The organism is Sphingobacterium kitahiroshimense (assembly GCF_025961315.1).
Taxonomy (GTDB): Bacteria; Bacteroidota; Bacteroidia; order Sphingobacteriales; family Sphingobacteriaceae; genus Sphingobacterium; species Sphingobacterium anhuiense.
Window position 1 is genome coordinate 189,101 of record NZ_JAOQNK010000001.1, and the last position, 23,985, is coordinate 213,085.

The 23,985-nt window shown below is 40.9% G+C and carries 21 protein-coding genes; 11 read left to right on the top strand and 10 right to left on the bottom strand.

The genetic code is table 11. The annotated features are described in order from the left end of the window. Positions 1 to 106: 106 nt before the first annotated feature. Positions 107 to 1,660, bottom strand: a complete 1,554-nt coding sequence (locus tag M2265_RS00820; protein WP_132768585.1) for a discoidin domain-containing protein — start codon at positions 1,658 to 1,660, stop codon at positions 107 to 109. 429 nt (positions 1,661 to 2,089) lie between these two features. Between M2265_RS00820 and M2265_RS00825 the strand changes: the two genes are divergently transcribed. Beyond that, entirely contained in the window at positions 2,090 to 4,216 is a 2,127-nt protein-coding gene (locus M2265_RS00825; protein WP_132768583.1) for a catalase, read from the top strand. Between the two features lie 85 nt (positions 4,217 to 4,301). Here the strand turns inward: M2265_RS00825 and M2265_RS00830 are convergent, their stop codons facing one another. The 4 genes from M2265_RS00830 to M2265_RS00845 form a co-directional block, all read right to left on the bottom strand. Next, positions 4,302 to 4,826 (bottom strand): YceI family protein, encoded by a 525-nt coding sequence (locus M2265_RS00830; RefSeq protein ID WP_132768582.1) that lies wholly within the window; start codon positions 4,824 to 4,826, stop codon positions 4,302 to 4,304. A gap of 189 nt (positions 4,827 to 5,015) precedes the next feature. After that, positions 5,016 to 6,605, bottom strand: coding sequence for an MFS transporter (locus tag M2265_RS00835; RefSeq protein WP_132768580.1), 1,590 nt, complete (start codon positions 6,603 to 6,605; stop codon positions 5,016 to 5,018). Between the two features lie 2 nt (positions 6,606 to 6,607). After that, positions 6,608 to 7,651, bottom strand: a complete 1,044-nt coding sequence (locus M2265_RS00840; protein ID WP_132768578.1) for an HlyD family secretion protein — start codon at positions 7,649 to 7,651, stop codon at positions 6,608 to 6,610. 11 nt (positions 7,652 to 7,662) lie between these two features. After that, positions 7,663 to 8,991, bottom strand: a complete 1,329-nt coding sequence (locus tag M2265_RS00845; protein WP_132768576.1) for a TolC family protein — start codon at positions 8,989 to 8,991, stop codon at positions 7,663 to 7,665. Between the two features lie 95 nt (positions 8,992 to 9,086). Between M2265_RS00845 and M2265_RS00850 the strand changes: the two genes are divergently transcribed. From M2265_RS00850 to M2265_RS00865, 4 genes are all read left to right on the top strand, one after another. Further along, positions 9,087 to 9,866 (top strand): helix-turn-helix domain-containing protein, encoded by a 780-nt coding sequence (locus M2265_RS00850; RefSeq protein WP_132768574.1) that lies wholly within the window; start codon positions 9,087 to 9,089, stop codon positions 9,864 to 9,866. Positions 9,867 to 10,054: 188 nt separating this feature from the next. Continuing rightward, positions 10,055 to 11,038, top strand: a complete 984-nt coding sequence (locus M2265_RS00855) for an aldo/keto reductase (protein WP_132768572.1) — start codon at positions 10,055 to 10,057, stop codon at positions 11,036 to 11,038. 6 nt (positions 11,039 to 11,044) lie between these two features. Beyond that, the gene (locus M2265_RS00860) at positions 11,045 to 11,335 is read left to right on the top strand and encodes a DUF3861 domain-containing protein (RefSeq protein ID WP_021191612.1); all 291 of its coding nucleotides are present in this window, start codon (positions 11,045 to 11,047) and stop codon (positions 11,333 to 11,335) included. Between the two features lie 232 nt (positions 11,336 to 11,567). After that, positions 11,568 to 12,671 (top strand): L-dopachrome tautomerase-related protein, encoded by a 1,104-nt coding sequence (locus M2265_RS00865; protein WP_132768570.1) that lies wholly within the window; start codon positions 11,568 to 11,570, stop codon positions 12,669 to 12,671. A gap of 177 nt (positions 12,672 to 12,848) precedes the next feature. Here M2265_RS00865 and M2265_RS00870 read toward each other — a convergent pair whose 3' ends face one another. The 4 genes from M2265_RS00870 to M2265_RS00885 form a co-directional block, all read right to left on the bottom strand. Beyond that, complete coding sequence (locus M2265_RS00870; protein WP_132768568.1) at positions 12,849 to 13,586, bottom strand: sulfite exporter TauE/SafE family protein; 738 nt, start codon at positions 13,584 to 13,586, stop codon at positions 12,849 to 12,851. 480 nt (positions 13,587 to 14,066) lie between these two features. Then, positions 14,067 to 14,753 carry a hypothetical protein gene (locus M2265_RS00875; RefSeq protein ID WP_132768566.1) on the bottom strand — a complete coding sequence of 229 codons (687 nt, stop codon included), beginning with the start codon at positions 14,751 to 14,753 and terminating at the stop codon, positions 14,067 to 14,069. A 12-nt stretch (positions 14,754 to 14,765) separates the two neighbouring features. Next, positions 14,766 to 15,263, bottom strand: a complete 498-nt coding sequence (locus M2265_RS00880; RefSeq protein WP_132768564.1) for an RNA polymerase sigma factor — start codon at positions 15,261 to 15,263, stop codon at positions 14,766 to 14,768. Further along, entirely contained in the window at positions 15,260 to 15,508 is a 249-nt protein-coding gene (locus M2265_RS00885) for a hypothetical protein (protein WP_132768562.1), read from the bottom strand. The genes M2265_RS00880 and M2265_RS00885 overlap by 4 nt, the downstream gene beginning before the upstream one ends. Positions 15,509 to 15,885: 377 nt before the next feature. Between M2265_RS00885 and M2265_RS00890 the strand changes: the two genes are divergently transcribed. Further along, the gene (locus M2265_RS00890) at positions 15,886 to 16,410 is read left to right on the top strand and encodes an ExbD/TolR family protein (protein WP_021191605.1); all 525 of its coding nucleotides are present in this window, start codon (positions 15,886 to 15,888) and stop codon (positions 16,408 to 16,410) included. Between the two features lie 57 nt (positions 16,411 to 16,467). Here the strand turns inward: M2265_RS00890 and M2265_RS00895 are convergent, their stop codons facing one another. After that, positions 16,468 to 17,037 (bottom strand): hypothetical protein, encoded by a 570-nt coding sequence (locus M2265_RS00895; RefSeq protein WP_132768560.1) that lies wholly within the window; start codon positions 17,035 to 17,037, stop codon positions 16,468 to 16,470. A gap of 372 nt (positions 17,038 to 17,409) precedes the next feature. Here M2265_RS00895 and M2265_RS00900 point away from each other — a divergent pair, with 372 nt between their 5' ends. From M2265_RS00900 to M2265_RS00920, 5 genes are all read left to right on the top strand, one after another. Further along, the gene (locus M2265_RS00900) at positions 17,410 to 19,584 is read left to right on the top strand and encodes a S41 family peptidase (protein WP_132768558.1); all 2,175 of its coding nucleotides are present in this window, start codon (positions 17,410 to 17,412) and stop codon (positions 19,582 to 19,584) included. A gap of 341 nt (positions 19,585 to 19,925) precedes the next feature. Then, complete coding sequence (locus M2265_RS00905; RefSeq protein WP_132768556.1) at positions 19,926 to 20,552, top strand: hypothetical protein; 627 nt, start codon at positions 19,926 to 19,928, stop codon at positions 20,550 to 20,552. 13 nt (positions 20,553 to 20,565) lie between these two features. Continuing rightward, complete coding sequence (locus M2265_RS00910) at positions 20,566 to 21,393, top strand: helix-turn-helix transcriptional regulator (protein WP_132768554.1); 828 nt, start codon at positions 20,566 to 20,568, stop codon at positions 21,391 to 21,393. An 85-nt stretch (positions 21,394 to 21,478) separates the two neighbouring features. Beyond that, positions 21,479 to 22,426 carry a nitrilase family protein gene (locus M2265_RS00915; protein ID WP_132768552.1) on the top strand — a complete coding sequence of 316 codons (948 nt, stop codon included), beginning with the start codon at positions 21,479 to 21,481 and terminating at the stop codon, positions 22,424 to 22,426. A 220-nt stretch (positions 22,427 to 22,646) separates the two neighbouring features. Next, positions 22,647 to 23,951, top strand: coding sequence for a DUF2931 family protein (locus tag M2265_RS00920; protein ID WP_132768550.1), 1,305 nt, complete (start codon positions 22,647 to 22,649; stop codon positions 23,949 to 23,951). Positions 23,952 to 23,985: the final 34 nt, after the last annotated feature.

The following is a 23,985-nucleotide window of genomic DNA, read 5'->3' on the forward strand; positions in this document are numbered from 1 at the left end:
AAAGAAAAGGGAATGATCTGGTGCTTGTGACGCAGCCTGTTGCTAGCTATATATTTAAAAAGCTCCTGAACGGATCCGTTCAGGAGCTTTTTTGATGAAATTAAGGTTAATCTTGATAGGTGCCCACTTCGTTTAGCGCCGCCCATTGGGTGCCATCGGTGGCACTTGAAATCGTCACTTTAAAGTAACGGAAGGTTAGGCTATTGGGTAAAGTCACGTAGGCAGGTCCTGCCGCATCCGGGAGCACATAACTGCCGGCATTTTGCCAGGTGCTGTTATTGGTACTGACCTGAATTTGAATATTCTTGGGTTTGCTTCCTCCAGAGCGCTGTACAAAGGTAAAGTGGTTCACCGGTTTTGAGGCTCCCATATCGATGGTAAAGAAATGCGGATGGGTAGAATTTGCTCCCGTCCAGCGGCTCACCCATTGCGTTGTTTTATCTCCGTCGATGAGATGGACAGCCTGACCGCTTTCTGCCTGAGTCTCTTCAGAACTTACGGCAACGATACTCCAGTTTGCTTTATTGTATTCGGGTCTGTCGCCAAACTGAATATCGGGTTTACCGTTCTGCATCTGATAACTGTAGCTGTTCCAATGTCTGTAGCCATTTTCATGGATCAGGCTGATCGTAAAATCATTCTGTAGGTTGCTTCGGTCTTTGAATTCGGTTATGGCGATCTCGGTATAAAAACTATCCACACCGATCGGGGTGGTTACCCAGTTTTCCGAGTCGTAGTTTCCATCTCCGGCACTGCGCTTGGCATCGTTGGTAAAGCCGATGAAGTCCACCTTTTTGTTGCTGCTGAACCGTCCGGATACAATTACTTTTTGTATAGCATCGTCATAGCGGGCATTCAATTTGGTGATTTTCGCATTGGCAGCGGCATACCAGTCCGAACGTGTTGTGGTACTGAACACCTGTCCGCGGCTCAGTACGGCACAATCCCAGGCATCTAAATAAGTCGGTGCTACGACAAAAGTACCACCGTTTCCGGTGATGATCGGTGTACCGTAGAGGTTGTTCTGCGATACCAGACCGCCATTATGTGGCAGATTGAGACCGTGCATCATCTCATGCGTATTGCCTCCGATCCAGGAAGAAGCCAGCCCAGCTGTATCTGTACGGCTCATATTGGCGATTTCCATATCGGGGAAATCGATGCCGTAGCATTTTGTTCCGATGCCATAGTATGGCGCATTTTGCTCACCGAACTTATTGACCGTGGTCAGGATCAGGTAATGGTCACTGGATTTTTGATGGGTCTGAAAATACGTGGTAATTTTCTGCCACATAGCCGATTCTCCACCCTCATACGGATAGGAGGAAGTCGGAAGATTGCCCTGTACAACATGGATTTTGACCCTATTGGAAGCATTTTTTAACAATCCGAAGGTTTTGTCGCTATGTCCCCAATGCTGCATCCAGGTTTTGACAAAGTTTTGTTGGTAGATCAGTGTTTCGCTGATACGTCTTTCGTAATCGGGATTGGGAACCATGTCCGATGGGACAAACAAGACGACGTTGAGGTTGTAGGGGTGGTCTGAAGTGTAGACGGTGTCGAGGGTGTTCGTATTGGCATCAATACGGGTGAGAATTTCTGTTCTTTTACAGGAACCGAATAAGAGGGCCACTGCAAGTACGAGATGGTAAATTTTCATAACAGTTGTTTTTGGTTAAAGTATATATGGGTTATTCTAAATGATCGTATTGAAAAAACGGGTACTTGCATCTTATTCGGGACGAACCGTATATGTACGGATTTAGGCAATTGCTGTACGTGATCTTGCTCTGACTGTCACCTGTTTCGTTAAAAAATCTTCCGCTTGATTATTTGACGAAACAAATGATTAGGTTAAAAATAGGAGGTTAAAATGAATAAAAATGCAAGTTTATTACCTTTTATTAAAACTATATTACCTTTAAATTGACGCTATCAAGACTGTTGCTCAGTCTTAAGTCTTCGGTCGGGGCTTGTTGCGCTGGGGATCTTTGGAAACAAATCGGAGGTTATGTTGTTACTAGTAATAGTGTCGGTCATGTGAAGGGTACCGACATGTTCTAATCTTCATCCATAACTTTATTTAAACATGGCTAAGCAACAAGAAAACAAAAAAGTGCAACAGATTCAGGAGCATACGATTGACAATGCCAATCGGGTATTGACGACGAATGATGGAGTTCCGATCAATGATAACAACAATATGCTCAAAGCAGGAGAACGTGGCCCTGCACTTATAGAAGATTTTATTTTTCAAGATAAGCTCGCTCATTTTGACCGCGAGCGGATTCCGGAACGGGTGGTACATGCAAGAGGTTCTGGTGCTCACGGTGTTTTTGAAGCGACAGCAGATGTTTCTCAATATACCAGTGCCGCTTTTTTAAAGAAAGGTACGGTAACGCCGTTATTTATCCGTTTTTCAACTGTTGCGGGCTTTAAAGGATCGACTGATCTGGCGCGCGATGTAAGGGGATTCTCAGTAAAGTTCTATACGGAGGAGGGTAATTATGATTTAGTGGGTAACAATATTCCGGTATTTTTTATTCAGGATTCGATGAACTTTCCGGATTTGATCCACGCTGTTAAGCCAGAACCGAATAATGAGATGCCTCAGGCCGCATCGGCTCATGATACGTTCTGGGATTTTATTTCTTTGATGCCTGAATCTGCACATATGCTGATGTGGGCAATGTCCGACCGTGCTATTCCACGTTCTTTTAGAATGATGGAAGGTTTTGGTGTCCACACGTTCAAATTTGTCAATGCAGCAGGCAAAGGCACTTTTGTGAAGTTTCATTGGAAACCTAAATTGGGAGTGCATTCGGTGGCATGGAACGAGGCGCAAAAATTATCGGGATTTGATTCGGATTTCTTACGCCGGGATCTGTGGGAGAATATCGAAAAGGGTAATTTTCCACAGTGGGACCTGGGTGTACAGCTTGTACCGGAAGAGGATGAACAGAAATATTCGTTCGATTTATTGGATGCAACGAAGATCATTCCGGAAGAATTAATTCCGGTAACGATTATCGGAACGATGACACTGAACCGTAATCCGGAAAATTTCTTTGCAGAAACCGAGCAGGTAGCCTTTGATCCAGGACGTCTGGTACCGGGTATTGACCTGACCAATGATCCTTTATTGCAGGGACGTATATTCTCTTATGCAGATACACAGAATTACCGATTGGGAGGTCCTAATTTTCATGAGCTTCCGATCAATAGACCGGTCAACGGAAAACATAACAATCAAAAAGACGGTTTTGGCAGACAGGATATCCTGAAAGGCAACGTCAGCTATTTCCCAAATAGCTTGGGTGGCGGTTGTCCCTATCAGGCCATGTTAAAAGGCGAGACCGGTTTTAAGAGTCATGAAGAAAAAGTGGATGGCTATAAAGTAAGACGCAGGTCTTCGTCATTTGCTGATCACTTTACACAGGCCCGCTTGTTTTTCAATTCGCAGACAGCACCTGAAAAGGAACATATCATCAGTGGTTATAGCTTTGAGCTATCGAAAGTCAATTCGGTAGCGATCCGTACAAGGGAGCTGGCGATCTTAAATCAGATCGATCAGGAACTGGCGAAAAGAGTGGGTGCCAATCTGGGATTGACACCTCCGGAGCAACTGGATGAACTGACGTTACAGTTTGCGCGTCAGAACCATCCGGAATATCCGGTGAAAGCGCCTAAGCCAGAGGTTGAGAAATCTGCCGCATTGAGTATGGCTACCGCTCCGGGCGAAGGAACGATTGAAACTCGGAAAGTGGCTTTTCTAGTGGCAGATGGTGTGAGCAAAGCATCGGTCGATGTCATGAAAAAAGCATTGGAAGCGGAGGGTGCTGAGGCCGTTCTGATCTCGACACATACGGGTAACGTGAAGTTTAAGGAAGGTGGAGAAGCGGAAATCCAGCATACTTATCTGACGGAAGCTTCGGTCTGTTATGATGCATTCTATACACCCGATGGTGATTCGGTTGCAACATTGGAGGATGAGCCGGATTATATCCATTTTATCAACGAAGGATTTAGACATTGTAAGGCTTTGGCCTTTGCTAAAGGTGCTGAAAAATTAATTGCAGGATCGTATATCGCCAAGCAGGAAAAAGATGCCGGCGTGGTACTCGAATCAAAAAATAACCTGACGGCAGACTTTATCAAAGCGATGAAAGGTCACCGGGTATGGGATAGGGAGAAAGTACGGAAAGTGCCTGCTTAGTGCGGGAACTATCGATCTCGTGCATATACAAAAAAAGTCATGCTTCTGATGGGAGCATGACTTTTTTTATAAGGGTATATGTTGCTTATTTCGTCACAATGAACTGAAAATCTGCTTGGAATTTTACTTCGTCGCTCACCATCAATCCACCTGTTTCTAAAGCAGCGTTCCAAGTTAATCCGAAATCCTGACGGTTGATTTTCCCGGTAGCGGTATAACCGATTTTTTCATTACCCCAAGGATCTTTTGCTACACCACCGAACTCCACGTCGAATGTAACGGATTTGGTAATGCCTTTGATCGTTAGATCGCCTGTTAATTTAATATCATCACCGTCTTTTTTACTGCTCGTAGCATGAAATGTAATGGTCGGGTTGGCCGCAACATCAAAAAAGTCTGCACTTTTCAAATGCTCGTCACGTTGTTCGTTTTTCGTGTTGATAGACGCTGTCTGAATGGTCAGGTCTATTTTGGCATTTTCTAAATGGTTTGAATCACTATCTATCGTAACGTCGAAATCTTGAAATTGACCTTTTACGTTAGTAATCATCATGTGTTTTACTTTAAACTCTATTTCACTGTGTGCTTTGTCTAAACTCCAATTTGCCATAACTTTAATGTTTAAATTTGTTTATAAATTTTTTATTTTCTTCTCTAATATTCTGCTACAAAAATAAGGGTTAACACCGTTATAATTCTTGACCTAGATCAATATCGTACATGTGCTTTGCCTTCTGACATTAGGTAAACAAAGAGGCGCTGTATTGGTTTCGATTTATTTTTGCACATCTGTTCAGATCTAATAAGGAACATTGAATTTTGTCAATCTCAGTACCACCTGCTGCAGTTTGGGTAAAAAGATCAGAATAATAATGACCAGTACGACTCCGGTAAGCATCAGGTCATAATAATCGCGGCTTGCGCGGGCGAGGATCTGTTCTTTGAGCATGGTATTGAAGAAGGCATTGGCGGCCACCTGCGATTTTAAGCCGTCATTACCTGCATTTTGATAGGTCTGTTCGATCTGCTGCAAGGTAAGGGGCAACTGCGGATTGATCTGGTTGACCGCATGGCGTACCTGATCCTGAACCGCGGCCCGGGTAAATAACTGCAGTTCGTTGTTAATTGCCATACTGCTGCAAAATCCGATAAATCGAGCCAGAATACCGATGAGTGATGCATTTACAGCGATTTTAGCAGGAGCAGCGGATGCTGTGAAGGTGACGATAGGCACAAATAAAACTCCCGTCGCAATACCATAGATAAACATAGGCAGTATAAAGTCTGCTGTCGATCCGGTCACGGAAATAAAGAGCAGCATATAGCTATAATACAAGCCCATGATGATAAATCCGACGATGATCATCCGAATCAGATGGGTTCCCAATAGTATAAAGCGCGCTGTTACATACATACTCAGTACTGTTCCGGATATGACAGCCAACCAAATGGGAATGGTATGTAAAGGATCGGTTTTTAAGATCGTTTCCAGATGGCTGTAGGTCAGTCCTGTACTCCCTTTGAAGAGGTAAAATACAAAAAGCAGTAAAAGACCCATAACAAAGTTTTTCGCTTTGAAAATCCGCAGATTAATCAACGGACGTTTTAACCGCATTTCTCTGATGATAAAAAGTATGAGGATGCACATTGCGGCCAGAACCAGCTGGCAGATCAGGGTACTGCTGAACCAGCCCAGCTGCCTGCCGTAAATGAGGATATAGCCCAAGAGCAGTACAAAACTGGTATAGAAGAGGTAGCCGATCCAGTCCACCTGATAGAGCGGTATCTTTTTATGCAATCTTGCTTTGGCATCTATCGTGATCAATACCGTAACGGTGAGCAGAAGCAGTAAGATATTGGCTCCGTAAAACAGCCAGTTGAAATCCAGATAATGAAGCACCATGCTGCAGTAGATGGAATATAGTGGAATAGAAATCTGAATGCCAGCATAGAGGATGGTGTACCCGATGACTCTGGCCCGGGTGCTATGCAGTCTGGGGAACACCAGATGGAGTACAATACCCGATAGCAGTGCGCAGGTGATGCCCTGTGCAAATTGACAGATGAGAAAGAGGGGCCAGCTTTTACTATGGAAGCAGATCAATGTGCAGATACCATTGGTCGCTAATCCGATCAAGAGGTATTTGCGTGAGGTGAAGTATTTCACAATACGGGAATCGAGGGCCAGAAATGTGACCGTCGATCCATAGATGAGTACCATGGCATATTGTACATCTGTGGGTGCTACACCATAATAGCCCATCACGGTTACAGGACTGCTGTAGAGGGCAAAACTGAATAAGCAGGTCATCAGGATGGCGAAGATAACGGATCTGGCCAGCCACTCGGATACCCAGTGTTTAAATAAAGGAATTTTGTGTGCTTGCATCTTTAATTTTTTACCACATATACATGTGCGTTCATGCCGGCAGCGAGTTTGGCTAGCCCTTGGCTTTCGTTTAGTTTAATGCGGACAGGCATGCGCTGGATGATCTTCACGAAATTACCTGTGGCATTATCGGGAGGTAACAGGGAGTAGCGCGATCCGGTAGTGGGGGAAATGGACTGGATGGTTCCGGTGAATTGCTCTCCGGGAAAGGCATCGACTTCAATATTGACCGTATTTCCGATATGTAGGTTGCCTATCTGGGTTTCCATAAAATTGGCCACGACCCATTTCTCTTCGGTATCATTGGTGAGAAATGCTAAGGTTTGTCCCGGTTGTACCAATTGTCCTTCCTGAATGTTTTTTTTACCCAGTTGCCCATCAAAAGGTGCGGTGATCACGGTGTAGCGGACATCCAATTCCTGTCTTTTGAGCAGGGCTTCTTTGATCCGGATTTCGGCCTCAATCGCCGATCGCTGGGCTTTGAAATCTTGCAGTCTGGACTGCGCAACCTGCAGGTTAGCCTGCGATTCATCATAGTCCGCTTGATTGATGGCCAAGTTTGCCTCCACATGATCAAATTTCTGCTGTGTGGTGGATTGTTCAGCTAGCAGGTTCTGATAGCGGTTAAATTCTTTTTGTTGCTGTGTTAGTTTTGCCTTTGATCCGGAAAGATGTGCTTTGATTACTTCGATGGTCTTGAGCTGGGTATCTTCATGGGCACTGAGGATCGGGAGTTTTGCACGTGAACTCATCAGTTCGGCCAATGCGGCCTCCTGTTTCAGTCCGTATTCACTTTCCTCGATGAGCAATAAGGTATCGCCTTTTTTTACCTGTTGGTTATCCTGGAAATAAATCTTGCTGATGTATCCACCGACTTTTGCGTTTACGGGTGAGAGGTAGGCATCGATCTGCGCATCGTTGGTTTGCTCGAATTGATATCCTTTCCAGAAATAGACGACGCACCAGCTGCTGATACCGACCAATAATAAGATGCCTAACCATTTGGTGATCGCGACTACAATTTTATCTGTTTTATTTTTGTCCATGGTGTTTACAATTAAAGTGCTCCTGTAATCAGCAGAAGCTTGATATGGCTTAATTTTAGATTGACCTGTGCTTGTGTTAAATTAAATTTTGATTCCAGCAGGATGTTCTCTGCATCGAGCAGATCGGTGAGTAGGGATTCCTGATTGAGGTAGCTGTTTCGGATGACCCGCACAGTTTCGGTCGTCTGGATGATATTGTCGGTTGCTGTTGTGACGCTTTCGAGTGCCTGTTGCTGTTGCAGGAATGCTTCTTTGACCCTGACCGAAATTTCATCTTTTTTGATGTTTGCTTTTTCTTTCTGCTGTTCGCTGAGATTGCGTGCGTGTGCGATGGTATGCTTGCTTTTGTAGAGGTTGTCTAGCGCAAACTGCATCTTGATACCGGTCTGTCCATAGCCCCAGGGATCGTTGGAGTAGGGATAAAAGGATACCTGGGGATACGTGTAGTTGTAATGTGAATACAGGGAGATCTTAGGCTGCAAGGTGGATTTTGCCTGTTTGATCTGAAGCTCGCTGATTTTGATATCACTTTGGGTGATTTTAAATTCCGGCGATTGACTGAGGGCCTCTGCCTGATAGCTTGCATAAGTTGCCAGGTTGCCAGCATCTAAGTTCACGATTTCCTGAATAGGAATTTCCAGTGGTTCGGTTTCGTTTCTTCCGATGAGTATATTGAGACGCTGTTTGGCCAGCACTACGTTTTTCTCCACGTCCGACAAACTGAGTTCCAATTGGGAGAGCTTCACCGAAGTACGTAGGACGTCACTTTTGAGGACGACACCATTTTTATGTAGGCTTTGGATGCTGCTGAGCTGCTGTTTTTCGGTTTTGATTTCTGTCTGCAGAAATTCATGGTAGCGTAGATACTTATACAGTTCGTAATAGACTAGGGCGATGGCAAACTTGATGTTGTCATGTTGCAGTTCAAATTCAACTTGTCTGCGCTGCTGCTCTTCTTGTTTGATGTGGATATTTCGTTTATCCCTTCCACCATTGTAAATATTGAAATCCAGGTTGTAACCAAAGCCATAGCCATAACTGGAAACGGGAACATCCTGCGGTTTTGAAAAGAGACCATTGTCGTAAATTAGAAATTTGGAGTTAAGGGCGTAATTTCCGGATACTGCCAGATCGGGAAGCAGTTTGTCCCGTGCTTCCTGGATAATGGTTCTGCTTTCCTGTACACTTAAATCCGCCAGATGCAGCTGCCGGTTCTGCTTTGCGGCGAGATCCCATATTTTTTCCAATGTCCAGGTACTATCAGGAGCTTGTGCGAAAGAAGCCTGGGTGAGGAAAAGATTGCCGATCAATGCGATGATTAAAAAGGGGTACTGTTTCATTTTTGTATGCTGTATAATAATCTTTGTGCAAAATTATCGGAAGAAAAGAGGAGGTGTTTTATATAATTAGCCTAAGGTTTGTTAAATTGGGCCATATGGATCTTTTGAAGCAGCTCATTAAGAATATCGATCAGAATCCCGATTCGATTTTGGTGATTCGTCAACAGACGGAACAGCAATTGCTCGCCCATCAGCATGATAAGGGGCAGCTTTTACTGGTTTACGGTGGGATTGCTTACCTGCAGACTCAGGAAAGGGACTATTATATTCCTTCTAATCATTATATCTGGATCCCGGGCCATTTTTCCCATAATCTGATGTTCAATACCAAGGATTTACAAATTATCAATTTTTACTACCCCAGTCAGGGTGATGCTGGTTTTTACGATGAACTGGGGATTTATCCGGTGAGTAAGCTCTTGTCCGAAATGCTCGTCTTCAGTGAAAAATGGCAGGGTGATTTTTTTCAGGGGTCCTGGGAATTTGAGTTTTTGAATACGGTGAAAAATCTGTTGCCGAAGGAGCATCTGAAGAAATTTGCAATTCAGCTTCCGGTTACTGATGACACCCGTCTGAATGCTATCACGAACTATTTACGTTCGAAAATAAGTGAATCTTTGGCGCTGGAGGACATTGCCAGAACTTTTGGCTATAGTGTAAGGACCTTAACGCGGTTGTTCAAAAGCAAATTGCATATTTCTATTGTGCAGTATGTGAAAATGCTCCGGGTGATCCGTGCGATGGAATTGATGAAGGACACGGATCTTACGATTACCGAAATTGCCTATGAAGTGGGCTATTCGAATATTTCGGCATTCAGTAATACATTTTCCCAGCTGACCAATATGCGTCCGACTGATTTTAAAACGATGTAAGTTTCGCTCTAATATGTGGGCAGCTAGGCAAATCGTTTTTTGAGTTGAGCTACGACGATATTCAGGTTAGCAGGAAACAACATCCCAAATTAACTGTTTTATAAGAGTATGACCTTAGCCGGTCGGAAAACTGAAGTGAGAAATATGATCAAGGAATTAGAATTTTAGAACATAAAATATAAAAAACAATGGAATACAGGAAATTAGGAGATAGTGATTTAGAGATTTCAGCGATTACTTTCGGTGCGTGGGCCGCTGGAGGTTGGATGTGGGGCAGTACGGATCGAAACGATGCAATCGAAGCGATCAAAGCTTCTTATGATGTCGGTGTAACGGCTATCGATACTGCACCGATCTATGGTCAGGGAACGAGTGAAGAAATCGTCGGTGAGGCGATTAAGGGAATTTCGCGGGATAAGGTCCAGCTATTGACCAAATTTGGCATGCGTTGGGATCTGGCAGAGGGGAATTTAGCAATGCATAGTAAAAACAATGCGGGTGAAGCGATCGATATCTACAAGTTTGCGGGGAAGGACAGTATTATTTACGAATGTGAACAGAGTTTACGCCGTCTAGGGACAGATTATATTGATCTGTATCAAATTCACTGGCCCGATACGACAACTGCAATAAGTGAAACGTTTGAAGCCGTAGGCCGGTTGATTGAACAGGGCAAGGTGCGCTATGCCGGTGTCTGTAATTATAGTGCCTCACAAATGGAGGAAGCTGAAAAAACGTTGAAATTGGTATCTAATCAAGTTCCTTTCAGTATGGTGAATCGAGGTATTGAAGAGGAAACCGTTTCTTACTGTGTGGTGAACAATAAATCGATTTTAGCTTATAGTCCATTACAAAGAGGGTTACTGACAGGTAAGATAACAACGGATTATCAATTTCAACCAGGAGACCACCGTGCAAATTTACCGCATTTTCAGCCTGAATTTATTGCTAAGACCAATGACTTACTGGCGAAAATAAAACCGATTGCTGATGAGCATCATGCTACCTTAGCCCAGTTGGTGTTGCGATGGACCATAGAAAGAGCGGGGATTACTATTGCTTTGGCAGGAGCAAGGAATGCAGATCAAGCGGTTCAAAATGCGCAGGCAATTGCGATCCATTTAAGTCAAGAAGAAATAGATACCATTAATGAATTTGTTAGTAATTTTTAGAGAGCTATGGAAAAAAGAAATAATGCTTATCAATTAGAATTAAAAGAAGTTAGTCTGAAGAATGGGGATGCGGGAACAAAATCTTTACATTTAAATTTTGATAATCATGATGATCTGTTCAACATTTTTGAGGTGATCAGTTCGAAACAGATTTTTGATAATAAGGAAACAGCGACTGAATTTGCTTTGGGACTGAAATTGTTTACGGAAGTTATGCTGAAAAACAAAGAAAATCCTTTGTTTGAGGATTTACGTCCGGCAATTTTAGAATTTATGAAGAAATTGAAAAGTAGTTAAAAGGATAGCGGAATGGCTATAGCAAAGCAGTGATCACATGCCTTTCAGCTTGCGCGATACCAATTGTATAAAACAGGAAAAGATGTGCTTAGCACAGGTTCTTGATTTTATGGAATAGCTATTTGCTATCAGTGGAAATTAAATGTTGCAAGTTGCTTTGCTATCGCTTTTTTGCATTACGCACGGTTGTAATGCTTATTGGACTGTACTTAAACTAAAATAGATTAAAATAATGAAATGGATCAATAACATGGTCTTTGTACTGACTTTATTCGGAATTATGGATCATACTTTAGCTCAGCAATACCACAGCGATGCGCTGATAGAAGCCGCTTCTTTTGGGAAATATCGGGCCATTGGCGTAAGTGTAAACACTGCTAATCGGCTATTTGTGGCTTTTCCGAAACAAAATACCGATTATCAGTACGGATTAACAGAAATTGTGAACGGTGAGCGTGTTCCTTATCCGAATGAAGAATGGAATAAACCGGGCGAAGAAAACGGGCATTTTGTGAGCGTCCAGGATTTGTATGTTGATGCGAATGATTTTCTTTGGGTATTGGATTCGAAACCTGCACCATCAGGTTCTATTTTTGGTGATAAAGGTGAAGCTGCAGAAGGGCAGTTCAAATTATTAAAAATCAATACCCGGACAAATCAAGTTGAGAAGCGCTACAACTTTGATGATCTGGATAAATCTAAATCGGGTTTGAACGATGTGCGTGTTGATGTCCAAAAGAATAAAGCCTATCTATCAGATCCTGGTCAAGCGGCAATCGTTGTACTGGATTTAGCAACAGGGAAAACACGTCAAGTTTTAGAAAAGACATCTTTTACTTTAGCCGATCCTGATCTGATACTTGTGTATGATGGAGTGGAAATGCGGGATAAAAACGGTAAACCGTTTATGTCAAATGTGAATGGTATTGCTTTAACGCATGATTTTAAATATTTTTATTTTAAACCGATTAATAAAACACATTTATATCGCATCGAAACGAAATATTTGACCGATGAATCTTTGACCGAGAAAGAATTGGAGTCGAAAGTTGAAGATATGGGGGATGTGGGTGTAACACATGGACTGATTGCCGATAAAAAGGGCAATATTTATTTAACCAATTCCTTGGACTATACCATTAAGTATTTAAGTCCAGATGGTCAGTTGCATACTTTAGTACAGGATTCAAGGTTACTCTGGCCAGATTCACTAGGCATCGGAACAGATGGCTTTCTGTATTTTTCTTGTGCTCAACTTCCACAGGATCCAAATTGGAGCAATGGAAAGAACAGAACGGAATTACCGTATCGTGTCTTCAAAGTCCAATTACCTTAAATCTGGAGTCAATCTTATTTGAAAATCCGACTAAATTTGCCACAACAAGATTGATTCCTGCTTTCTTGCTGTGGATATCGATTTGTACGGATACGGTATTACGTAAAAGCAGCTTATGCAAGTGAACATTATGCGAGAATAACAGTCTGTAGCGCTCCAAAGATAACTGTACAATGTTTATATAAATGTATTGATAATACAGACAAGGCCGATTATGATCAATCCGATGTACACGTATATAAAGAATTTTTTATGTTCGATCCGGTGGTTTAACCATCTGCCGATATAGATAGCCGGAATCATAACGGGTATTGATTTTAAGAAATAGAGGACAACTTCTTCTGTGATGAGATCTTTAAAATAATAACCGACTACGCTGATGAAGCTGACAGGTAAAAAATAACCTTGTAAGGTTGCTCTAAATTCGCTGGGATTCCAGCCTTTGATTTTTCCGTATACAACGAGCGGAGGACCGTTGATGCCAAAGGCTCCACCCAATACACCTGAAGCTATACCACAGGTCCAGAGCCATAAGCTGTTATGATCTGCTGTTTTAGCCTGTGTGTTTTTAGCAGTTAAGGCATAGATTGAATATGCAATTAGTAATATTCCCAATCCGATTTTAATCAATTTATCGTTGCCATACAGCAGCATACCCAAACCGGCTGGCAGGCCGATCAATGCGGCAAGTACGAGGTATTTGGTACTTTTAACATCTATTTTTTTGTGATCCTGAACGACGACCAATAAGGCAATAGCGACGGATAACATGACGGACATGGGAACTGCAATATCGAGCGGGAGAATAAAACTTAATAACGGCACTGCGATTAAGGCTTCGCCGAATCCAAATGTCGATCTGACTAATGTTGCAATAAAATTTATACCCAGTACTTTGATCAGTATGATATCCATCTGTATGTTGTTTTTTAATTAGTGCCGTATGTGCACAGCTTATGATGTTTTATTCTTTAAGAAATGTATCCTGCGAATAGGGTCTATTGACAAGTAAGAGTTCCTATTTTTAATTTTTTGGCAGCCGTGTTCATGTACTGCTTTGGATCAAAATATATCCTTATTTTTCAAGTTCCCGCAACAGTATTTTTTTGCGTCTGCGAATATTCTACAAGGATAAAAAAAACGCAGTGAAAACAGCCTGCAAATATGGGGTGTAGGTTGTTTAAATGTCTATTTTGAAGGCCTCAAGATGCATTATTCTTAGATGATAAATATACGAAATAATAGCCGGTTTTGAGGTGTTAATTGGTGGCTAAATGTCGTTAATTTGTTTATTTTCTTCATCTTTTCGGTTTAATAAAAAGATGAAGAAAAATGCGAACAAATGTTATTGCATAACAATCGTCGAATAGCCGAATGGTGGGATTTATTAAGGATTTAACTCAGGTTGCTTTGCTGTGGTTTATTGTCATTTTGATAGGCATCAATCTGTTTTAAAAGTTCTATTGACTTTAGTAGGGGTGTCCAATCATTGCCGTTGAAAATAAAGCGAAACCATTTCTTATCCCTATTTTCAAAATTGATATTGATGAAAAGCCAAATGGACAGATAAGTGCATGCAAGGGTTATGCTGCCCTGTAAAAACCATAACAGCCAGCTTCCATTGTCCAGCATGCTATCATTCCAATAAAAGGTGGTCCAGACCGGTAACTGTAAGAAAAGTAGACGGGTGACCCATAAGGTGGTTGATTTTAAATGAGCTATTTTCTTTTGTGTCTCTAAGATGGGGCCGCTGATATCGACCTGATAAATGGTGATAAGCTGGTAGCTATAGGTGATCAATGCAATGGCCGACAGTATGACTTGCACCGTAGCTGAAAATAGAAAAAAGAGATTTGTTTTAGGGAAAGCGTATAAGAATAAGTAAACGACTAGTGTTCCTAAAAAACCGACCCAGACGACCCCCACTAAGATCGTAAAAAGCTTGACAGGCTTCATTGATGATAGGAAATGCGCCACTTTTATGTGCGTAATAGCTGCTGTATTTTGTGTGCTGATAGCCAGGTTAGTATCCAACTTTTCCTGTGCGGTTTGCCAAAGCTTTTTTAATTCTAACTCGTTCATTTCTTTATGGTTTTATTGTGAAAACTTTGTTTTTAATTTATCCTTGATGCGTCCTATTTTTGTTCCTATATTGCTGACGGATAGCCCTAAAATCTCTGCCATCTCGTGATGGCTTTTGTCTTCCAGATACATCAATATGAGGGCTTTGTCCAATTCTCTCAATTCGCTGATAAACTGTACTAATAAGTCAAGCTGCTGTTCTGTTTCTACTTTTTCTTCATTGTATAAATCTGATGTCTGCTCATTGAGAACCGTGAATCGGTTTGCCCTCGTTGTGTTTTTCCGATAAAAGGAAATCGCGACATTGAGTGAGATACGGTATAACCAGGTTGATATTTTAAACTGCTCTTTATATCTCGGAACAGATTGCCAGATCTGTATCATCATTTCCTGCATCAGATCATCCCTGTCATGCTCGTCATGGCAATACACACGGGCAACTTTGAACAAAATTCCTTTGTGCTGTTCAATTATTTGCTGAAAGAATTCTTTTTGTTTCTGCTTGTTCATGATAAGTGCGCATGCCAACTCTTAATTTTACGTAAAGTTGTTGGGTTATACCTGATGTGTTTATCTCTTGCTTTATCCATAATAAGGCTTTGCGCAGAAATGTTTGCTAAAACGAACTTTGCTCTGCTCGACCAGAAAAGCTGGATGTTAGTAGCCTGAAAGTACGGTTTCCAATGATGGAAAACAGGTGCTACCCACTTCGGTAGCATACGATTTAAAGTGGCAGCAGTTATTGAAAATTCCATTGTTAAAAATATTAATTAAACTTATTTCCTTAATTATTCGCAGTGGGTGTCAAAAAATCACAGTTGTACACCAAATATTTTTCTTTTCGGCTAGATTTTGACTGTAGATTGTATAAAGCACTTCAATCACAGCCTCATAGGGTGATCAATCGGGTGTTTGGGTAGGAGTGATCAGCGAATGGATTAGTTGATTTTAGCATGTTATTACCCGCTGAAATGCTGTTATTTACGTGAAAAAATAAGCTTAAAATATTCGGAGTACTGGATGATGAATGTTGATCATGCATCTTTTTTATTGAAAAATAATATGGAATATGATTGATGCTGGCATCTTAAAGATGAGTATTAACCAATTCTATCATTTAATCTAGAACATCATGGCAGAGCTAAATCAAAAACAACCGGAAGCAGGAAAAAAGAAAATCAGAAGTAAAAAACTGGCTCCTAAAGTCGATCTGACAGCAATGGTGGATCTTGCATTCTTATTGATCACCTTTTTTATGCTGACGACAACATTAAATAAACCTCATCGTCTAGATATCGCAATGCCTGATAAATCTGGGCATGAACCGATATTATTGGATGAAAGGCGTGTGGTATCGCTTCTGTTAACCGACAAAGGATTGATGTGGTATCATGGCGATTTTAACCATCCGATCTCGAAACCGGAGTTCACTGACCTCAGTAAGAATGGGATAAGAAAAGTATTGGATCGCATGAAATTGGAGATCCCTGCAAAGGCGGATGGCAAGGACATGATCGTATTGATCAAACCAAGTAAGGAAGCACGGGCGGTGGATGTGGTACAGGCGCTGGACGAAATGAAGCATGTCGATATTAAACGCTATACCATCAGTAAAATAGGGGCAGATGAAGAAAAGATGGTCTTAGCTTCTCTATAATTTATTTTTGAAATTTCCGCATAGCGCTTCGTCCGATACAGACGAAGCGCTATGTTTTTAATCCTTATCTAGTTTTTCCCAGAATTGTGTTACCTGTGCTTTGATCACTTCAGGCAACTGACTGTAATTATCTGAGTATGTAGTCTTTTTGTAGCCATCTGTTTGATCTGCCTGTAACCTGTAAAACTGTTTGTTGTAGAGTACAAGTGCGATGCAGCTAAGCTGTTTTTCCATATTACCTTTTGGGTGTCGTGAATAGACAAAAATAGCATCTAGTTTTCCATCTTTATCGGCATCAAAAAAAGCTTTGCGGGCATCCCAGACGGAAGTGACAATATCTTTTTCTGAAACATGGTCTTCGGCAACAACAGTCCATTTGTCGTTATTTTTTTGAAACTGCTGGATATAGAGGTGATCGGGATCTGCATTCCGTTGTTCTTTAGAGAATACGATAAAATTATCTTCATTTGCTGTGGTGATATGCTCTACCTGTAGCACTCTTTTTCCTTTGAAGGGAAAACCAGATTGTTCGAAATTGGCTTTATTGACCGAAATGCTGGTAATCTGTGCATCGGCTGTACCCATACTGAATCCTAGTATAAGGAGTATAGCTAGTTGTTTCATCATATTTTTATTGTTAACAGGCTCTATTGATTTAATCTTTCTTGAAGGTAGTTATTTATAGTGAAATATGTTAATTTTTAAGGGAAGTTTTTGAAGGATGAACTTGCTCATAATTTTGATCTTATCTCCATTACGATATCATGTAATTTTTGAACCAAAGTTAATTTTTATGTTAGTATGATTTGGTTTATTCGTGTTAATGCCTTTTTAAATGCATATTCATTATGCATTTATCCATATTAAGGGAATTTTCATTCGGTCAATTTTATCAATTTTGTAAAAACAATTATTTGTAATATTTTATTTAAATGCCAAGTAAGCAATTAAATGTTGTTAAATATGATATAATTTATTAATTTAATGCAAATTTAAATTATGAAACAAACCTCATTAGCAATTTTATTTGCTGTCTTTTTCCTGAGCTTGGGTTTTCCTGCCTGGAGTCAGGAACGTTTTAATTTTTCTTTCGAGACACCAATTGCTCGCCCTTGGTATAGACTCGGTGACAGCACTGTTTTTAAAACGGTTATTGATCACGATGTGTATTATAATGGGAAAGGCTCTTTAAGAGTGGAAAGCCTTAAAAAAAGCAGTGGTTTTGGAGGTGTTATGGTGGGACTTCCTTCCAATTTAAAGGGTGATTCCATTCGTTTGTCTGTCATGATTAAGCGTGAAAATGTAACCGCCAGTTCTGTGGTAAACGTTATGTTAAGAATAGATCCGGAAATCTTTTTCGACAATATGGCAAAGCGCGAAGTGAGGGGTACAAAAGATTGGGAAAACTTTACGGTGACGGCAAAGTTAAACCCGGATAAGACTGAAGGTATTTCTTTGGCATTCTTCCTTTCAGGTGAAGGGAAGGTTTGGTTCGATGATGTTATCGTTACCGTAGACGGAAAGGATATCACTAAAGAAACCGGCAAGTTTGTTCCATTTGCAAAAAAAGATCCAGTTGAATCAGGTATTACAGATTTCAATAATAGTCCTGAAATCGATCAGAGGTTAGTTGATCTGGGAAGAATTTGGGGTTTTCTGAAATACAGACATCCAGCTGTAGCACAAGGTAAGCTGGATTGGGATCAATACCTATTTAAATCTATTCATGCTGTTATTACAGCTCAGGATAATCAAACCGTGGAAGCTTACTATGCAACTCTTTTGGATAGTTTGGGTACAACACAGGACTACCCGAAACCTAAAATGGAGCACATGATATACGAAGTAGACTATTCCTGGATCGATAAGCTATCTTTCAAAAAGGATTTGAAAGATAAGTTGAAGCGTATTCGTTACACTAATTTTGATAAGCATCACTATTTTAGTTTTGCAAATGGGATAGGTAATGTACTTTTTCATAATGAAAAGAAATATGACAATATCCAAAGTGCAGATGCGGGTTTTCGTTTATTGACGCTCTTTCGTTTCTGGAATATGGTCGAATATTTTTCACCGAATAAAGATCTTACAGAACCTAATTGGAATGAAGTGTTGAAAATATCTGTACCCGAAATGATTTTGAGCCGTGATGATAAGAGTTATGGATTAGCTGTCTTGAAAATGTTGTCACGGGTTAAAGATGCTCATACGGGATTGTGGAGTAGACCAAAGGCGTTGCAAAGCTATTATGGTACATACCATCTTCCTGCACAGATTCGCATCGTGGAAGGTAAGGCTGTTGTGACCAGGCTGTTAGCCGTCAATGATGGTGTCAATGTGCTTCAAGTAGGTGATGTATTGATGGGTAAGGAAAATAAAAAGATAGGAGAGATTAAAGATTCTGTCTGGACTTACATAGCAACACCGAATGAAGCAGTAACAAATCGGGAATTTGCAGCACGATTAATGATGAGTAATAGTGATCTAGTACCGATAAAGCTAATCCGTAATGGTCGAGAAATGGAAGTGAATGTACCTGCAGTACCGTTGAATCAGTTTAGATCTCCACAGACGGATACTGTTGCCTATAAAATGTTGGATAATAATATCCTGTATATCAAGCATAGTTTGTTGACAAGTAAGATGCTAGAAGAAAATATGGATGAATGGAGCAAAGTTAAAGGTGTTGTTATTGATAATAGAAACTACCCGAGAGATTTTTTGGTCTTCAAACTAGGTGCATTATTACTTCCGAAATCCACCGACTTCGTACGTTTTACAAATACAAATCTTAGTCAGCCCGGTACATTTATTATGAGTTCCGCACTTCAGGTAGGAAAGGAAACAAACGATTATTATAAAGGTAAGATAGCAGTCTTGGTTAATGAAGATACGCAAAGCTCGGCCGAATATCATGTTATGGCTTATCAAACTTCTCCAAGTGTAAAGGTATTCGGATCTCAAACTGCCGGTGCGGATGGAAATGTGAGTTACATTGATTTACCGGGCAATCTGAAAACATCGATAACAGGACTTGGTGTTTATTATCCTGACCAAAGTAAAACGCAACGTGTTGGAATAAAGATTGATCACTTGGTGTCACCAACGATAAAAGGAATCAAAGCGGGGCAAGATGAAGTTCTGAATGCTGCTTTGGAATATTTGAAGAAGTAGGTCCATGGAATCTCATGCCATGTTTAAAAGGTGTATTAGATAAATTGATTTGAGGGAACTGGGAAACTATAGTGTTTCGTTTTAAATAGGATTTAGTCATTTGTTTAATTGATCAACATAATCAGGATATATAAATCTGTCATCTTTAGACGAGATGTTCGTGTAAGGATGGCAGATTAGTTATTGTCATAGGTTTAATGGTTTATTTTATTAAAACTTAATAGCACGTATGTTTTATAGTGAAATATGTTAATTTTAACACAGCAATTAACTATTTGATGTTCAGCGGTAAAGTCTAAAGGATCGTTATATAGTAAATCTTAATGAAGTTGATCATAAACATGAAATATTCGAAATTAACCACCGTATTACTTGCATTAGTGCTCTTTTCTGCCTGTAACCAGCATGGGAATGCTGGGGCATCAAAAAGAAGAGAACAGGAAACAGCCCGGACAAGTGACGGGGTCTTCTTGATAGGGGACTTACATAATAAAGTAATAGAACTGTATAAATGGAATGAAACAAAGAGCACTCATGTGGATTTTGAACCGTTGCAACTGAAAGAGACGGATAGTGTTTATGCGGGACTTGATCTGGAAATACATAAAAAGAGAATCAACGAACTGCGGGCAACAAATCTATTCACGGATCAGTTTATTTCCAATTATGATAAAATAGGCTTGATCATCGACGAGAAACTCCGAAACAAATCGTGGGTATGGTATGTGGGTGAACTTCCGCCATTTGGTAACGGAGCAAATCCCTGGTGCAACTGTCAGGATAATCCAGATAATTTCTGGGAAAAGATCATATTAAGAGATGTAAATTTTGCCAACAATCTGGCCACTTTCAACTGGTCGTGGGGAGATGGCTTTAATTACAAAACGAAGGCTCTGTTAGCTAACGGTATCTGGAAAATTGATTATCTGGAAGGTTTTGATCCGAAGGTGTTTCTTCCATCAGAATAAATGGTTTACCTTTGTGAAATTATCTATTGAGATTATGCAGCTTTATCCGTCATTGATGCTTTCCGCTATTGTAAAACACTACCTCATCATCAAGCATGATCATGATGGGTATGCCGATTACCGCTTGTTTTCGGATGGCAATCCGGGTTTGGTCTTTCACTTTAAAGATCCTTTCTTACAGGTGAATGCTTGTGAATCAGGAAGTAAACAGCCGCATAGTTTTCTTTATGGACAGATGACACATTTTAATGATATCAAGTCGGTCGGAAAATTGGATATGTTGATTGTGGTTCTCCATCCACATGGTCTGCATGCGCTGACGAACTTATCGGCTTATGAATTGAACAATACCATTACACCTTTGCGTACTGTTTTTGGTCAGGAGGGAAGTGATATGGAGGAGCAGGTATTGAGTTCTAAAAGCCCTTCTGAAGCGATAAAAGCGATCGAAAAGCTGTTGATATGCCGCGTGAATCGGTTTCAAAAGGAAGATGGTCTTATGCATGGGGCTTTAGATTTGATTTATCAAGCGAACGGAATGATTGCTGTTGCTGACCTGATCCAAAAACTGCCGGTAACGGAACGGCAATTGGAGCGGAAGTTTAAGGAACAGGTCGGAATCGCTCCTAAGAAATTTATAGATGTTATCAAGTTCCAGCATTTTCTCAAATCATTGCAAAAATCTTCTTCAGATATTAACCTTTCTCAGGTTGTGTATGCCTGTGGCTATTATGATCAGGCGCATCTGAATAATTGTTTCAAGCGTCAGGCAGGGGTTACCCCGATGCAATATCGCCATCATGATCATCTTCTTGCGATCAACCTGATGCAGGTGCTGTAAAACGATATTGTCGGTTTTTTCCAATTTATTGCGTGTTTGTCCCGCTAATTTTGAATCATTAATGGTTTTAAAAAATTAGAAATCAATGGAAAACTTAAAAATTGCCAGTGTACAGTTTGAAAATCGAAGTGGAGATAAGGTTTATAATCTTGACCTGATCAAAAAGCTTACTGCTGAAGCGGCAGAACAGGGAGCTGATGTGGTTGCTTTTCATGAATGTTCGATTACCGGTTATACCTTTGCCCGCAACCTTTCCTGTGAGGAAATGCTGGAGCTCGCGGAGCTGATCCCTGATGGTCCATCAGTAAACGCATTAACAGCAATCGCTAAAGAATATAAAATGACCATCTTGGCCGGCCTTTTTGAAAAAGATATTGCCGGTAATCTTTTTAAAGCGTATATCTGTGTTGATGAAACAGGTCTGATCGCGAAACACCGAAAACTGCATCCGTTTATCAATCCGCATCTTTCTCCGGGAACAGCTTATACCGTTTTTGAGATCAAGGGCTGGAAATGTGGGGTCTTAATCTGTTATGATAATAATATTATTGAAAATGTTCGAGCGACGACTTTACTTGGTGCGCAGGTGATCTTTATGCCGCATGTAACCATGTGTACACCTTCAACACGTCCGGGTGCTGGATTTGTAGATGCCAAATTATGGGAAAATAAACAAGAAAATGCTACGTTACTTCGGGAAGAGTTTGACGGGCTGAAAGGCCGCAGCTGGCTGATGAAATGGTTACCTGCACGTGCCTATGACAATGCCATATATGCTGTTTTTTCAAATCCTATCGGTATGGATGACGATCAGTTGAAGAATGGCTGTGCGATGATTATCGATCCTTATGGTGATATTATGGCGGAATGCCGTTCATTGGATAATGAAATCTGCGTAGCGGAACTAACTGCCGATAAGTTGGTGAAAGCGGGCGGATACCGATATATCAAGGCAAGGAAGCCTACACTGTACCGAGATATTTTAGGAAAAGAACATGTGAGTGAGCAAAAGGTGGTGTGGCTGGATAAGTAGCTGGCCTATTCGCAATTAAGAAATTGTCCGTGACACCTATTTTTAAGACTGGCTGATTAAGGGACGGTATCCAGGATGTTTAAAACATGCCTGGGTACCGTTTTTTGCGATTTTGAAATCAAGAGGAGTTGTGTATATTTGAGTACTGGCTATTGCCGCTAATACCAATTTATATTTAAGACTTTAATCTTTCAATACCGCTCATCAAGATAAGAACAGCATGACTTTAATACACCTCCATAAAATCCTGCTAATAGCCGGTGCGCTTACGGGCTTTGGTTTTTTGTTTTATCTCTTTCTTGGAGATGGTGTTGCATTTGAAACGCATGGTATATGGGCTAGTTTTGCCAACCTGTTAGGGGTTGTGATTCTACTGTCTCAGTTTATACTCCACTTTATTGTGCTACTGATCATTTGTGGTACCGGTACAAAGGGCCAAGAATTGACCGTCAAGCAAATGTGGATCATCGGTATCTACTGTTTGATTGCCGTGATTGCGAATATCGTACTTATTCTTAAGCATACGACGGTTTCCCGGTCTGAAATGACGGTTGAGCGGAAATGGCGCAATTCTGAAAAATACGAATGGGAACCGGCAATATCCAATCCTGAAGGCTATCCGGTTCGTGTGGTGGAAGGTCGTTTTTTTATTGAATCGTGGAGCAGAAATAATGCTTTTCCGGATATTGACAATAAATTTTACGATAGTCGCTGGGGGATAGGTACGTCTACTTTTATGAGTTCGGATCAGGGTGCTCTGGTGATGCCGGACAGCTTAAGTCTTTCCTGGTATTCTGTTGTGGAAGATTGTTATTATAAACTTAATGTGGCCCTGGATAAAGAAAAAATAAGTGCCCTGTTTAAGAAGGGGTTTGAAGCGAAGAATCACAATGGCGTATTCCATCGGACTTATGATGAAATTATTGTCGGATTGGCACCGGGAGGAGATGCGGCGTTATGGGTTGGCGGAAATTGGGGAAATGCTGTCGAAGTGAGTTTTTATCAGGCACAAAAAATAGATAGTACGGAGATTGAACTTGGTCAACGTCAGATGATTCAGGAGGAATTGGGAAGACTTCGTGCATCAAAAGAGTGGGTTGAGCAGACACATACAGCGGCTAATCCGCAGGCATACGATAAATGGCGTAAAAAATATCGCACACCCTATGCGTGGCGTCTTCAGTTTGTGAAGGATGCTGATTTGGTTAATCCGGAGGTGGAAGTTGAATTTTTTAATGGTGAGCAGGTGACCATCATCGACAGTCTATTGCCCGAACAGGATTTTCCAAGGCATGCTTTACCTTCTTCTTTGTTTTTAACTTCGACTGGACCTGATGGTAAAACAAAGCGTGATTATGTTGCTTTAGATGAGGAAAATACGTTTAGTGTGTTTGAGAAGCTTAAGATGAGTAAACAGAAAATAACAGTAGTTGTTACCTGTAAAATAAATAAGCAAGGTGAAATAGAAAAGATAACAGCTAAAAATAATTTGGAAGAGCTTCCGTTAAAATTAAAAGCGGACTAAAATTTGATCGTATTAACGGTAATGATTAAAACTA

What these genes read in the sequence shown, in the direction of transcription:
- M2265_RS00820 (WP_132768585.1), bottom strand. Translation starts at nt 1,660, where the DNA reads ATGAAAATTTACCATCTCGTACTTGCAGTGGCCCTCTTATTCGGTTCC.
- M2265_RS00825 (WP_132768583.1), top strand. Translation starts at nt 2,090, where the DNA reads ATGGCTAAGCAACAAGAAAACAAAAAAGTGCAACAGATTCAGGAGCAT.
- M2265_RS00830 (WP_132768582.1), bottom strand. Translation starts at nt 4,826, where the DNA reads ATGGCAAATTGGAGTTTAGACAAAGCACACAGTGAAATAGAGTTTAAA.
- M2265_RS00835 (WP_132768580.1), bottom strand. Translation starts at nt 6,605, where the DNA reads ATGCAAGCACACAAAATTCCTTTATTTAAACACTGGGTATCCGAGTGG.
- M2265_RS00840 (WP_132768578.1), bottom strand. Translation starts at nt 7,651, where the DNA reads ATGGACAAAAATAAAACAGATAAAATTGTAGTCGCGATCACCAAATGG.
- M2265_RS00845 (WP_132768576.1), bottom strand. Translation starts at nt 8,991, where the DNA reads ATGAAACAGTACCCCTTTTTAATCATCGCATTGATCGGCAATCTTTTC.
- M2265_RS00850 (WP_132768574.1), top strand. Translation starts at nt 9,087, where the DNA reads ATGGATCTTTTGAAGCAGCTCATTAAGAATATCGATCAGAATCCCGAT.
- M2265_RS00855 (WP_132768572.1), top strand. Translation starts at nt 10,055, where the DNA reads ATGGAATACAGGAAATTAGGAGATAGTGATTTAGAGATTTCAGCGATT.
- M2265_RS00860 (WP_021191612.1), top strand. Translation starts at nt 11,045, where the DNA reads ATGGAAAAAAGAAATAATGCTTATCAATTAGAATTAAAAGAAGTTAGT.
- M2265_RS00865 (WP_132768570.1), top strand. Translation starts at nt 11,568, where the DNA reads ATGAAATGGATCAATAACATGGTCTTTGTACTGACTTTATTCGGAATT.
- M2265_RS00870 (WP_132768568.1), bottom strand. Translation starts at nt 13,586, where the DNA reads ATGGATATCATACTGATCAAAGTACTGGGTATAAATTTTATTGCAACA.
- M2265_RS00875 (WP_132768566.1), bottom strand. Translation starts at nt 14,753, where the DNA reads ATGAACGAGTTAGAATTAAAAAAGCTTTGGCAAACCGCACAGGAAAAG.
- M2265_RS00880 (WP_132768564.1), bottom strand. Translation starts at nt 15,263, where the DNA reads ATGAACAAGCAGAAACAAAAAGAATTCTTTCAGCAAATAATTGAACAG.
- M2265_RS00885 (WP_132768562.1), bottom strand. Translation starts at nt 15,508, where the DNA reads ATGGAATTTTCAATAACTGCTGCCACTTTAAATCGTATGCTACCGAAG.
- M2265_RS00890 (WP_021191605.1), top strand. Translation starts at nt 15,886, where the DNA reads ATGGCAGAGCTAAATCAAAAACAACCGGAAGCAGGAAAAAAGAAAATC.
- M2265_RS00895 (WP_132768560.1), bottom strand. Translation starts at nt 17,037, where the DNA reads ATGATGAAACAACTAGCTATACTCCTTATACTAGGATTCAGTATGGGT.
- M2265_RS00900 (WP_132768558.1), top strand. Translation starts at nt 17,410, where the DNA reads ATGAAACAAACCTCATTAGCAATTTTATTTGCTGTCTTTTTCCTGAGC.
- M2265_RS00905 (WP_132768556.1), top strand. Translation starts at nt 19,926, where the DNA reads ATGAAATATTCGAAATTAACCACCGTATTACTTGCATTAGTGCTCTTT.
- M2265_RS00915 (WP_132768552.1), top strand. Translation starts at nt 21,479, where the DNA reads ATGGAAAACTTAAAAATTGCCAGTGTACAGTTTGAAAATCGAAGTGGA.
- M2265_RS00920 (WP_132768550.1), top strand. Translation starts at nt 22,647, where the DNA reads ATGACTTTAATACACCTCCATAAAATCCTGCTAATAGCCGGTGCGCTT.